This is a genomic window from Streptomyces coelicoflavus, assembly GCF_045041415.1.
GTDB lineage: Bacteria > Actinomycetota > Actinomycetes > Streptomycetales > Streptomycetaceae > Streptomyces > Streptomyces coelicoflavus.
Genome location: NZ_CP108218.1, coordinates 5131991 through 5144615, shown reverse-complemented (window position 1 = coordinate 5144615; position 12625 = coordinate 5131991). Strand labels below are relative to the sequence as shown.

General features: G+C 74.1%; 10 protein-coding genes and 1 pseudogene. 7 read left to right on the top strand and 4 right to left on the bottom strand.

The genetic code is table 11. The features are described 5' to 3' along the window. Positions 1-13 precede the first annotated feature (13 nt). From OHA99_RS22905 to OHA99_RS22890, 4 genes and pseudogenes are all read left to right on the top strand, one after another. Positions 14-2233, top strand: a complete 2220-nt coding sequence (locus tag OHA99_RS22905; RefSeq protein ID WP_405697554.1) for a CDP-glycerol glycerophosphotransferase family protein — start codon at positions 14-16, stop codon at positions 2231-2233. A gap of 7 nt (positions 2234-2240) precedes the next feature. Then, complete coding sequence (locus OHA99_RS22900) at positions 2241-4478, top strand: CDP-glycerol glycerophosphotransferase family protein (protein WP_405697551.1); 2238 nt, start codon at positions 2241-2243, stop codon at positions 4476-4478. After that, positions 4475-5789 (top strand): annotated as a pseudogene (locus OHA99_RS22895) (hypothetical protein). The gene OHA99_RS22900 and the pseudogene OHA99_RS22895 overlap by 4 nt, the downstream one beginning before the upstream one ends. Positions 5790-5881: 92 nt before the next feature. Beyond that, complete coding sequence (locus OHA99_RS22890; RefSeq protein ID WP_405697548.1) at positions 5882-7435, top strand: hypothetical protein; 1554 nt, start codon at positions 5882-5884, stop codon at positions 7433-7435. Between the two features lie 27 nt (positions 7436-7462). Here OHA99_RS22890 and OHA99_RS22885 read toward each other — a convergent pair whose 3' ends face one another. Further along, positions 7463-7876, bottom strand: a complete 414-nt coding sequence (locus tag OHA99_RS22885; RefSeq protein ID WP_405697546.1) for an organic hydroperoxide resistance protein — start codon at positions 7874-7876, stop codon at positions 7463-7465. Between the two features lie 114 nt (positions 7877-7990). On the opposite strand from OHA99_RS22885, the gene OHA99_RS22880 reads away from it, so the two are divergent. Together OHA99_RS22880 and galE are read left to right on the top strand one after the other, a co-directional pair. Continuing rightward, positions 7991-8464 carry a MarR family winged helix-turn-helix transcriptional regulator gene (locus tag OHA99_RS22880; protein ID WP_164384512.1) on the top strand — a complete coding sequence of 158 codons (474 nt, stop codon included), beginning with the start codon at positions 7991-7993 and terminating at the stop codon, positions 8462-8464. 78 nt (positions 8465-8542) lie between these two features. Continuing rightward, complete coding sequence (galE, locus tag OHA99_RS22875; RefSeq protein WP_405697544.1) at positions 8543-9523, top strand: UDP-glucose 4-epimerase GalE; 981 nt, start codon at positions 8543-8545, stop codon at positions 9521-9523. A gap of 111 nt (positions 9524-9634) precedes the next feature. Here galE and OHA99_RS22870 read toward each other — a convergent pair whose 3' ends face one another. After that, complete coding sequence (locus tag OHA99_RS22870; RefSeq protein ID WP_381587281.1) at positions 9635-10072, bottom strand: glutaredoxin domain-containing protein; 438 nt, start codon at positions 10070-10072, stop codon at positions 9635-9637. Further along, entirely contained in the window at positions 10069-10680 is a 612-nt protein-coding gene (locus OHA99_RS22865; protein ID WP_405697542.1) for a DinB family protein, read from the bottom strand. The genes OHA99_RS22870 and OHA99_RS22865 overlap by 4 nt, the downstream gene beginning before the upstream one ends. A 193-nt stretch (positions 10681-10873) precedes the next feature. Here OHA99_RS22865 and OHA99_RS22860 point away from each other — a divergent pair, with 193 nt between their 5' ends. Continuing rightward, positions 10874-12007 carry an FAD-dependent oxidoreductase gene (locus tag OHA99_RS22860; protein ID WP_405697540.1) on the top strand — a complete coding sequence of 378 codons (1134 nt, stop codon included), beginning with the start codon at positions 10874-10876 and terminating at the stop codon, positions 12005-12007. Between the two features lie 157 nt (positions 12008-12164). Here the strand turns inward: OHA99_RS22860 and OHA99_RS22855 are convergent, their stop codons facing one another. Further along, positions 12165-12578 carry a nuclear transport factor 2 family protein gene (locus OHA99_RS22855; protein WP_405697539.1) on the bottom strand — a complete coding sequence of 138 codons (414 nt, stop codon included), beginning with the start codon at positions 12576-12578 and terminating at the stop codon, positions 12165-12167. Between the last annotated feature and the right edge of the window lie 47 nt (positions 12579-12625).

Genomic DNA, 12625 nt, shown 5'->3' with positions numbered 1-12625 from the left:
GAGAAAGAGCAGCATGCCCCGCTTCAGCATCATCGTCCCGTCCCATGGGGTCGCGGGGCGCCTCTCCCAGGCACTGGACTCGGTCCTCGGCCAGTCCTTCGGCGACTTCGAGCTGATCCCGGTCTGCGACGGCCCGGACTGCGCCGCGGCGGACGTCGCCGGGGAGCACGCCGAGCGGGACTCCCGGGTGACGCCCGTGCACTCGCCGCCGTCGGCCGGTCTGGCCGGCGCGCGCAACACCGGGATGCGGGCGGCGACCGGCGCGTACCTGCTGTTCCTCGACGGCGACGACGTCCTCGTGCCGGGCGCGCTGGCGGCGCTCGACGCACGCCTCGCGGACACCGGCGGCGTCGACGTCCTGTACTTCGAGTACGAGCGCGTGCCCTGGTGGGAGGGCGAGACCACCAACCCGGCCGCCCCGCTGCTCGCGAAGACCCCGGACGGCGCCTTCGCCCCCGACCGCGCCCCCCACCTGACCGGTGTGCACCTGCCCGCCTGGAGCGCCGTGCACCGCCGCACCTTCCTCGGCGAGCGCGGGCTGGACTTCACCGACGGGCACTTCACGGACGTCGGCTTCGGCGCCCGCGTCGCGGTGCGCGCCGAGCGCGTGGCGGTGCTCCGCTCCGTGGCCGTCCGGCACCGGGTGCGCCGCCAGGGCAACCGGCTGAACCTGCCCGGCGAGCACCACGCGGACCTGCTCGACCAGGCCGAACTGGCGCTCACGTACGCCACCGAGCGGGGCCTGCCGCCCGAGCGGCTCGGCCCGCTGTTCGAGCAGCTGTTCGCGGCGGTCCTGAAGACGGCCACCCACCCCCGGCGCCTGCCCCGGCGGGGGCGCCGCGCCTTCTACCGCCGGGCGAGCCGCCTCTACCGGCGCCACCGTCCCGCGGGCTTCCGGCCGCCGGGCGGGCGGCTCGGCGTGCAGCACCGGCTGCTGGCGTCGGGGTCGTACGCCGGCTTCCGCGCCCTGCGCGCCGCCAACCGGGCCGCGACCGGCGTCCTCGGCCGCCTGCCGTGGCCGCGGGGGCTGCGCACCCGGCTGCGCTACCGCCGCCACCTGCGCCGCCCGCTGGATCCGAACCTCGTCGTCTACTGCGCCTACTGGGGCCGCGGTTACGCCTGCAACCCGGCCGCGGTCCACGCCAGGGCCCGCGAACTCGCCCCGCACCTCAGGTCGGTGTTCCTGGTCGAGCCGGACCAGGCGCACACCGTGCCGGAGGGCATCGAGCACGCCGTCATCGGCACCCACCGCTACTGGGAGGTGCTGGCCCGCGCCAAGTACCTCGTGAACAACGCCAACTTCGCCGAGGGCGTGGTCAAGCGCCCCGGCAGTGTGCACGTGCAGACGCAGCACGGCACGCCGCTGAAGACGATGGGCGTGGACCAGTCGACGTACCCGGTGGTGGCGGCGGCCACCGGCAGCTTCACCAAGCTCCTCGCCCGCGTGGACCGCTGGGACTACAACCTGTCCGCCAACCGGCACTCCACCCGGATGTGGGAGCGCGCCTTCCCCGGCTCCTACGAGCACCTCGAGTACGGCTACCCGCGCAACGACGTCTACTGCACGGCGACCGCTAAGGACGTGGCCCGCGTCCGGCGCGAACTGGGCGTCCCGGAAGGGAAGACGGCAGTCCTGTACGCGCCCACGCACCGGGACTACGAGACCGGGTTCGGCGCGGGCGGCCTGGACCTGGAGGCGTTCTGCGAGGCGGCCGGCGAGGACGTGGTGGTGCTGCTGCGCGCCCACTACTTCTACGACCGGGGCGGGAAGCGGGCCCGCACCGGCCGGGTCGTCGACGTGACCGCGCACCGCTCCTCGGAGGACGTGTGCCTGGCCGCGGACGCGCTGGTCACCGACTACTCCTCCATCATGTTCGACTACGCCAACCTCGACCGCCCGATCGTCGTGTACGCCGACGACTGGGACGTCTACCGGGAGACCCGGGGCGTCTACTTCGACCTCATGGCGGCCCCGCCCGGACCGGTGGCGCGCACCCCGGAGGAACTGGCCCGCGTGTTCTCCGACGGCACCTACGCGGGCCCGGAGTCGACCGCGCTGCGGGCGGCGTTCCGGGAGCGGTTCTGCGAGTTCGACGACGGACGGGCCGCCGAGCGCGTCGTGCGCCGGGTACTGCTCGGCGAGCCGCCCGAGGCGCTGCCGCCGGTGATCCCGCTCGCCGAGCGCGTCCCGGCCCCCGCCGCCGCCACCCACGAGAGCCTCGCAAGGAGCTGACCCAGCCGTGCCCCGCTTCAGCGTCATCGTCCCCTGCTTCAAGGTGCAGGGTTTCCTGCGCGAGTGCCTCGACTCGGTCCTGGACCAGTCCTTCCGGGACGTCGAGGTGATCGCCGTCGACGACTGCTCCCCGGACGGCTCGGGGGCCATCCTGGACGAGTACGCGGCCCGCGACGACCGGGTCCGCGTGCTGCACCTGGAGAAGAACGTCGGCCTCGGCCGGGCCCGCAACGCCGGGCTGCCGCTGGCCGGCGGCGACTACCTCTTCTTCCTCGACAGCGACGACACCCTCACCCCGGGCGCCCTGCGCGCCATGGCCGACCGGCTCGCGGAGACGGACGATCCGGACGTGCTGGTCTTCGACTACGCGCGCACCTACTGGTGGGGCGGCACCCGGCGCAACGTCCTGGCCCGGGTGCTCGCGGAGGCGGGCGGCGGCACGTTCACGGCGGCCGGGCACCCGGAGATCCTCGACCTGCTGATGGTGGTGTGGAACAAGGTCTACCGGCGGGACTTCGTGGAGCGCGAGGGCTTCACCTTCCCGCCCGGCTACTACGAGGACACACCCTGGACCTTCCCGGTCATGTTCAGCGCGGAGCGGATCGCCGCACTGGACCGGATCTGCCTCAACTACCGGCAGCGCCGCCAGGGCAACATCCTGTCCACCACCAGCCGCAAGCACTTCGACGTCCACGCGCAGTACGAGCGGGTCTTCGCCTTCCTCGACGCCCGCCCGGAACTGGCGGACCGGTGGCGGGCGTTCCTGCACGCCAAGATGGGCGAGCACTGCCTGGACATCCTGTCCAAGCCGGACCGCCTGCCGCCGTCCGACCGGGCCGAGTTCTTCCACCGCACGGCGGAGATGTTCCGCGCGTACCGGCCGAAGGACGCGGCGGTACCGGCCGAACTGCGGGTGCTGGAGGGGTCGTACGCCGCCTACCGGCTGCGCCGGCGGTCCGGGCGGGCGGCGCGGGAACTGGAGCGCCGGACCCGGCAGGCGCGCGGCGCGGCGGCCGGGCGGGTGCGCCGCGCCGCGAGCGCCGTGCACGTGCGCCGTCCCCTCGACCCGGACCTCGTCGTGTACTCGGCCTTCTCCCACCGGGGCGTGCTGGGCGACCCGGCGGCGATCCACCGCGCGGCCCGTGAACTCGCCCCGCACCTGCGCGGGGTGTGGGTGGTGCGCGACGAGGAGTGCGCGGCGGACCCCGCCCTGCTGCCGCCGGGCACCGAGCACGTGCTCCTGGGCAGTGCCGCCTGTCGCCGGATCACCGAGCGGGCGGCGTTCCTCGTCAACAACGTCAACTGGCCCGGCACGGTGGCGAAGCGGGAGGGCAGCGTCCACATCCACACCCACCAGGGCACCCCGCTCAAGTACATGGGCGTCGACCTGCTGGGCAGGCCCGGCGCCCGGCACGGGCTGGACGTGCCGCAGATGCTGCGCCGGGCCGACCGCTGGGACCACAGCCTGGTCGCGGGCCGGTACGCGGAGCGGATCTGGGAGCGGGCCTACCCCTGCCACTTCGCGTCCGCGCGCACCGGCAGTCCGCGCAACGACGTCCTGGTGAACGCCGGTCCCGAGGACGGCCGCCGGGTGCGCGAGCGGCTCGGCGTCCCCGACGGCCACACCGTGGTGCTGTACGCGCCGACCCGCCGCGAGTACCGGCGCGACGGGCTCGTGGAGCGCCTCGACGTGGCCCGGCTCGCCGCCGACCTCGGCGAGGACCACACCCTGCTGGTCCGCCTGCACCCCTCGCTCGCCACCGGCCCGGCGCGCGGCCTGGGCCTGTCGGAGCTGCACCGGCGGGGCGTGGTGGTCGACGCGACGGACGAACCGCACGTCGAGGACCTGATGCTCGCCTCCGACGTGCTGATCACCGACTACTCCGCCCTGATGTTCGACTACGCCCTCCTCGACCGCCCGGTCCTGGTCCACGCCGACGACTGGGGCCCGTACGCGGCGACGCGCGGCGCGTACTTCGACATCACCGAGGAGGCTCCCGGGCACGTCTCGCGCTCCTACCGGGAGCTGGCGTGGCTGCTGGCGTCCGGGGCGTGGCGGGACGAGGAGGCGGCCCGGCTGCGGGCGGCCTTCCGGGCCCGGTACTGCGAGTACGAGGACGGCCGGGCCGCCGAGCGGGTGGTGCGGACGCTGTTCCTCGGGGAGCCGATGCCCGGCCCGGAGCCCTCGGGCGTCCCCGGCGCCCGGGGCGTCCCGTCCGGACGCGACCTGCTGCCGTCCACATGAGACCCGGCAGCCGGCTGGGCGGCCGGTTCCTGGGGGTGCTGGTCCTGGCCTCCGTGTTCGCCGTGCTCCAGCTCGCGAACGTCACCGGCCGGGACACGCCCGACACCAAGAACTACCTGTCGTACGCGCTGAGCCTGACCGGTCAGAGCAAGCGCGCGGCGGCGACGGCCACCATCGACTACGTGTGCGCGAGCCGGGCGGAGCGGGCGCGCCGGGACCAGAGCGTGCACGTGGTGCGCTTCCACCGCGCCGACCCCACCGCGGAGGTGACGGCCGAGTGCCGCGAACAGGAGTGGGCGGTGGTCGAGCCGCGGCTGGCGGCCGGGCAGACCGGCGGGCACACCGTGCCGTACATGCCGGAGCGCTTCATGGCGATCTTCGAGGCGCGACCGGGCTATCCGGCGTTCCTGGTGCCGTTCGTCCTGGCCTTCGGAGTGACGTGGGGCCTGTGGGCGGCGGGCGTCGTGATCGCGTGCGCGGGCGGGGTCCTGGTCTTCCTGGTCCTGCGCACCCTGGCGGTGCCGGTGCCGCTCGCGCTGACCGGTCAGTCGCTGTACTACGTGCTGCCGTGCGGGACGACGGCGATGCGCCCGATGACCGAGGGCCTGCTGATGGCGCTGACCCTGGCGGCGGTGTGGGGCTGCGCACTGGCGCTGCGGGCGGGGCGGCCGCGCACCGGGCTCGCTCTGGTCGGCGGTTCGCTGCTCGCCCTGTTCACGGTGAAGCACTCCCAGGCGCTGTTCCTGGGCCTGTGCCTGGCGGTGGCGGGCGGGGCGATCGCCCTGCGGCGGCACCGGCGACGGGGGCAGGGGCGGCCCCGCGCCGCGGGAGGTGCTGGCGCTCGCGGCCGTCGGCCTGGCGGGCGTGGTCGGCACCCTGCTGCTGGCGCGGCTGCTGCACCACCCCTCCGAGACGGACAGCCTCCAGGACCTGCTCACCGACCACTTCAACCGCCCCGACCGGAAGCATCCGTGGCCGGAGTTCTGGCAGTTGCAGGGCAACTTCTGGGTGGAGTGGCTGCGCAGACAGGCCTGGCAGCCGCTGTTCGCGGCGGCGCTGGCCGCCGGGGCGTGGGGCGCGCTGCGGCGCGGGGGCGCGGTCGGCGGCTTCCTGGTCGCGGCGGCGTTCACCGGGCTGCTCACGCAGGCCGGGCACCCGGACATCAACATCTGGGGCGAGCGGCTGATCGTGCTGGCGTGGCTGCTGCCGGTGGTGGGGGTGCCGCTGCTGCTCGAGCCGGTGGTGCGGGCCGGCGGCCGGGTGCCGCTGCCGGCCCGGGGTGAGCGGGACCGGGCGGAGGCGGTCGGCTGACCGTCACCCGTTGAGGTGACTTGAGGTCATGGGCAGGACCCCATCGGGAACATACCGCAAATGTCCCGAATGCCCTTTTCCCTGACCGTCCTGTGAGCGCCGGCGTCCTCGTCCGGCGGCCCGTGCGCGGCGCGACGGCGCTGCGCGGCGGCCGCACCTGGCGCCCCACCCCGTACCTGGCCGCCGGTTTCTGCTTCTTCCTCGTGATGACGCTGGCGTACTGGGCGGTGCCGCTGTGCTGCGACGCCGGGCAGCACGCGGCCGTCGTGGAGCGCCTGAAGGCCGACCTCCTCCACCCCCGCCACCCGATGGCCGACCTGCCGGGCGCGGGCAGCGCGTACTACTCGCCGTACGCGGTGGCCGAGGGCGCGTTCGCCCGGCTGACGGGGCTGGGCGGCTGGGAGGTGGTGCGGCTCGCCGGGCCGCTGAACCTGCTGGTGCTGCTGACCGGCCTGAACCGCTTCGTGCGGGTGCTGACCCCGCGGCCGTGGGCGCCGGTGCTCGCGCTGGGCGCGATGACGCTGCTGTGGGGCACCGAGCGGGCCTGGTGGAGCGGCTATCTCGGGCTGATGTCGATGACGGGCAACCTCGGCTACCCGTCGGCCTTCGCGATCGGGCTCACCTTCTGGGCCTGGGCGCTGACCGGCGCGCGGGCGAGGGACACGCGCCGGGTGCGGTACGTGGGCCCGGGCGGGCTGCGCGGCCTGCCCGGATACGCGGCGCTGGGCGTCCTCTACGGCTCGATCCTCCTCGTCCACCCGATCACCTCGGTGGCGGCGGTGCTCGGCGCGGTGGCGCTGGTGGCCGGGTGGCAGCGCGGGTGGCGCGGGCCGGTCGTGGGGCGGTGGGCGCTGACGGGCGCCGTGGCGGTGGGAGCGGCGGCGGCCTGGCCCTACTTCGACGTGTTCGCGCTGGCCGGCGACGGCAGCGTGGACGCGATGCACCGGGTCCTGTACCTCGACCTGCCCGGGGAGTTCTGGCTGGCGCTGCTGGGGCTGCCCGCCCTCTGGGCGCGCGGGCGCCGCTCGCGCCGGGACCCGCTGGTGCTGATGTTCGCGCTGGACTGCGCGGTGGTGGCGTACGGCTGGTTCAGCGGCCACTACACCTACGGCCGCATCCTCGGGCTCACGCTGGTGCCGTTGCAGTTCGCCCTGGCGGTGGAACTGGCGGCGCCCCGGCCGTGGGGGCGATGGCGGGCGGCGCTGGGCTGGACCGCGACGGCCGGGGCACTGCTCGGGTTCCTCACGGTCCACGCGGGGGCGGTGGTGCCGCGCGCGCTGGACCCGGTCGGCTTCGAGCAGCCGCCGAACTGGCCGACGTACGCGTGGGCGGCCCGGTACATCGGCCCCGGCGAGGTGGTGATCACCGACGGCTACTACGCCGGGCACGCCATCGCCGGGTACGGCCCGAACCTCGCGGCGCCCGCCTGGCCGGACCCGTCGCTGGACGAGCGGGAGCGCGGGCGGCGGGTGGCCGACGTCGAGGCGTACCTCGCGCCGGACTCGACCCGCGCCGAGCGCGCCGCCGTCGTCCGCCGCTACCACGTCCGCTGGCTGCTGCTGACCCGCTGGCACCCGGTGCCGGAGGAAGCGGTGGTGGTGGCGTGGAGCGAGCGGACGGGGGAGGTGCTGGCGCGGGTCGGCTGAGGGCCGCTCTCCGGCCGGGGCGGGGGACTACTCGACGACGAGGTCGACCGGGATGTTGCCGCGGGTGGCGTTGGAGTAGGGGCAGACCTGGTGGGCCTGCTCGACCAGCTTGCGGCCGGTCTCCTCGTCCAGACCCTCGGGCAGCTCGACCCGGAGGGTGACGGCGAGCGCGAAGCCCTCGCCCTGCTTGCCGATGCCGACCTCGGCGGTCACCGCGGCGTCGCTGACGTCGACCTTCGCGGCCCGGCCGACCAGACCGAGGGCGCTGCCGAAGCAGGCGGCGTAACCGGCGGCGAACAGCTGCTCGGGGTTGGTGCCCTGTCCGTTGCCGCCCATCTCGACGGGGATGCCGAGCTCGAGGTCGACCTTGCCGTCGGAGCTGACGGTGCGGCCGTCGCGGCCGTGGGTGGCGGTGGCGGCGGCGGTGTAGAGCGCGTCCATGGGAAACCGTCCCTTTCGAAGGAGACTGCGTGGCCTGACGTCCATAAGTAGAGCACGCAATTCAATTGCGCACAACTAAATGGCGCGCAAATCCTGTCCGCTACCCTGGGAAGCATGAGCACGCCGCCCGCAACCGACTGGCTCCGCCTGGACCAGCAGATCTGCTTCTCCCTGAACGCCGCGTCGCGCGCCTTCGGCGGTGTCTACCGTGTGGTCCTCAAGGACCTCGGGCTCACCTACCCCCAGTACCTGGTGATGCTGGTGCTCTGGGAGCACGGCGAGCTGCCGGTGAAGCGGCTCGGCGAGCACCTCCGCCTCGACTCCGGCACCCTGTCGCCCCTGCTCAAGCGGCTGGAGGCGGCTGGCCTGGTCCGGCGTGAGCGCAGCGCGCGCGACGAGCGGTCGGTGGAGGTGCGGCTGACCGGTGAGGGCACGGCGCTGCGCGAGCGGGCCGTCGAGGTGCCGCGCCGGATCGCCGCGGCGACCGGCCTGGACCTCACCGAGATCCAGGACCTGGGCGCCCGCCTCGACCGGCTCACGGCGGCGCTGGACGCGTACGGCACCGATCCGGCCCCGGCACCGTCCTGACGGGCGGGGACGCCCGGCGGGCACCGGGATGACGGATCATGGGCACCAAGAACCACCAAACGTAAGGGGACGGCCGCAATGACCTGGCTGATCACCGGCGGCGCCGGATACATCGGGGCGCACGTCGTAAGGGCGATGACCGAGGCGGGCGAGAAGGCCGTGGTCTACGACGACCTGTCCACCGGCATCGCCGACCGCGTGCCCGACGGCGTCCCCCTGGTGGTGGGCTCGGTCCTGGACGGCGAGCGGGTGGCCCGCGCCCTGGCCGACCACTCCGTCACCGGCGTCGTGCACCTGGCCGCCAAGAAGCAGGTCGGCGAGTCGGTGGACCTGCCGCTGCACTACTACCGGCAGAACGTCGAGGGCCTGCGCGTCCTCCTGGACGCGGTCACCAAGGCGGAGGTCCCGTCCTTCGTCTTCTCCTCCTCCGCCGCCGTGTACGGCATGCCCGACGTCGACCTGGTGACCGAGGAGACGCCGTGCGTGCCCATGTCGCCGTACGGCGAGACCAAGCTGGCCGGCGAGTGGCTGGTCCGGGCCACCGGCAAGGCGGCGGGCCTCGCCACGGCCTCCCTCCGCTACTTCAACGTCGCGGGCGCGGCGAGCCCGGAGCTGGCCGACACCGGCGTCTTCAACCTCGTCCCGATGGTCTTCGAGAAGCTCACCGAGTCCGCGTCCCCCCGCATCTTCGGCGACGACTACGCGACGCCGGACGGCACCTGCGTGCGCGACTACATCCACGTCGTCGACCTGGCCGAGGCCCACGTGGCCGCGGCCCGCGCGCTCCAGTCCTCCCCCGGCCGCACCCTCACCCTCAACATCGGCCGCGGCGAGGGCGTCTCCGTGCGCGAGATGATCGACCGCATCAACGCCCTCACCGGCTACGACCATCCCCCGACGGTCACTCCCCGCCGCCCCGGCGACCCGGCCCGCGTGGTGGCCTCGGCCGACCGCGCCGCCGTCGAACTGGGCTGGAAGGCCAAGTACGACGTCGAGGACATGATCACGTCGGCGTGGGCGGGCTGGGTACGGCTCCACCCGGAGGCGGCACGGGCCTGACCCCCGGACGCGCCCTCCGACCCAGCTGACCCCAGAGGCGCCCTCCGACCCGGGCGGCCCGGAGGGCGCCGCCGCCGGACCGCCCGGCCCTTGGGTCACCGGGTCACCGGGTCACCGGGACGAGGCGACCTGCTCGCGCACCCACGCGGGGTCCGGGTTGGTGTGTGCCCGCCCCGCCACGAGCAGCGTCGGCACGGTCTCGTTCCCGTCGTTGACCCCCCGCACCAGCTCCGCCCCGTCCTCGTCCCGCCAGATGTCGACCCAGTACAACCGCCGCGCCTTCCGCCCCAGCCGGATGCGCAGCCGCATGCAGTACGCACACCCCGGCCGCCAGAACACGACCGGCCGCCCGTCCACGGCACTGCGCCGCTGCGCCTCCACCGCCCCGACCGACCTGGGGAACACCAGCGGCGAGATCAGCACCGCCAGCAGCACGAACACCAGCAACAGCACGACCCCCTTCCCGGTGCGCCCCTGCACGATCGGCCCGGTCGCGGCCCCCGCCCCGGCGACCAGCAACAGCACGGGGCCCGTCCACGCCCGCTTCATCGGGTCTGCCCGGAGAGGCCCCGGCCCTCGGCCTCCCGAGCCGCCTGCTCCAGCCGCCCCCGGTACTCCTCCCACCACGCCGCACCACCCGTCGGCACGGCGGCGTTGTCCTCGCGCATCCCCACGGCACCGTCCGTCAGCTCCCGAATGATGTCGGCGTGCCCCGCGTGCCGCTGAGTGTCCGCGATCACGCGGGTCACCGCATGATGCAGCGTCACCTCGTCCCTGCCCTCGGCCCACCAGGGCACCCTGCCGACCGTGTCCAGCGCCAGCGCGTCGATCGTCGCGTCCGCGTGGGCCCACGCCCGTCGGTACAACTCCACAACGAACGCGCGCGACTCCTCCGCGGTGGCCCACATGTCCGCGTTGGTCTCGGCCCCGTCCGCGACCCAGGGCAGCGGTTCTCCCGACGCCCGCCCGAAGACGTCCCCGAGGTAGCCCAGTTCCACACTGGCGGCGTGCTTCACCAGGCCCAGCAGGTTGGTCCCGGTCGGCGTCGCCGGGCGGCGGATGTCGTACTCCGAGAGCCCTTCGAGCTTCCAGAGCAGGGCGTCGCGGGCGGACTGGAGGTAGAAGTGGAGATCGGCCTTGGGATCTGTCGGAGTCATGAGGCCAGTTTCCAGCTTCCGTTCGGGAACCGTCGATCACTCGGGCGATGCCGGGAGGGCACGCGTGGACCGCCCGTCGGTCGTCTGTCGGTGTCCGTCGGTCCGGTGTCGGCGCCGTGTCGGAGCGGCCTGACAGCTTCTTGGGAGACGGCCGTCGCGGAGCACCGGGCGGCCCCGATCCCGAGGAGCCACCATGCACACTCCCGTCACGATCATCGGCGCCGGACTCGGCGGACTCACCCTGGCCCGCGTCCTGCACGTCCGCGGCGTCCCCGTCACCGTTCACGAGGCCGAGTCCTCGGCCGGGGCACGCGCGCAGGGCGGGATGCTCGACATCCACGACCACACCGGGCAGCTCGCCCTCGCGGCGGCCGGCCTGACGGACGAGTTCCGCGCCGTCGTCGTCGAGGGGCGTCAGACCATGAAGCTCGTCGAGCAGGACGGGACGGTTCTGCACGAGACGGCCGACGACGGTACGGGCGGACGCCCCGAGGTGCAGCGCGCGGAGCTGCGCCGGGTCCTGCTCGACGCGCTCCCGGCCGGCACGGTCCGGTGGGGGCGCAAGGCCGACGGCGCCCGGGCCCTCGGCGACGGCCGTCACGAGGTCACCTTCGCCGACGGCAGCACCGTCGTCACGGACCTGCTGGTCGGCGCGGACGGCGCGTGGTCGCGGATCCGGCCACTGCTGTCGCGCGCCACCCCCGACTACGCGGGCACGTCGTTCGTCGAGACCTACCTGTACGACGCCGACACCCGGCACACCGGCACCGCGCACATGGTCGGCGGCGGGTCGATGGTCGCGCCCTCGCCGGGCAAGGAGATCTTCGCCCACCGGGAGAGCGGCGACACGCTGCACGCGTACGTGGCGCTGTCCAGGCCGCGGGACTGGTTCGCGGCGATCGACTTCACCGACGCCTCCGCCGCGGGCGCCCGCATCGCGCGGGAGTTCGACGGCTGGGCGCCGGAACTCACCGCGCTGCTCACGGACGCCGACACGGCGCCTGTGCTGCGCCCGCACTACGCACTTCCGGCCGGGCACCGGTGGGACCGGACGCCGGGGGTGACGCTGCTCGGCGACGCCGCGCACCTCGCGGTTCCGAACGGCGAGGGGGCCAACCTGGCCATGCTCGACGGCGCCGAACTCGCCAACGCCCTCGCCGAACACCCCGATGACGTCGAGGCCGCGCTCACCGAGTACGAGCAGGCCATGTTCGCCCGCGGCACCGAGGCCGTCACGTTCGACGGCGCCGAAATCCACGGCATCGACTCCGCACACAACACGGCACAGGCCATGCTCGAGATGATCACCGGGCAGGGTGGTCAGTAGCCGGTCGTCGGGCGGCCGCCCGGACCTCGTCCCCAGCGGTATCGGTCACGGACCGGCGGTTCAGACGACCCGCCGGTCCGTGTCCGACGTCGTGACCGTGACGATAACCGGACGCGCTCGCTGGGCTCGACTCGTCGAAGGGACCCGTAGGTTCCGTCTACAGCGGCCGCACGAACGCCGCCCGCCACGGGGGCGAGGGGTCCGAGCCCGGGGCCGTCCAGTACTCACGGCCGGTGGTGATCCTGCCCTCCCGGACCGTCCACAGCGACACCACCCGGTGGACGCCCACCGTCTCGTGCGGGACCTCCACCTCCGAGACCACGCTCTCGCCGTCCGCCACGACGCGTATCACCTCGATCGACCAGCCCTCCGGATATTCCGCGTTGACGCTCACGAAGTTCGCGCGGCCCTCGATCAGCTCGGCGCTGACCGGCCACTCCACCACCAGGTCGTCGGCGAGCAGCGCGCCGAGGCCCGTCCAGTCCCGGGCCTGCATACGGGCCCAGAACTCCCGCACGACCGCCGCCGGTTCCGGCACGTCGGCCGGGTCCATCGGTTCCATCCGATTCATAGGGGCAGCGTGACAGAACCCACTGACAATCCGCCCCGGGCGGCCCA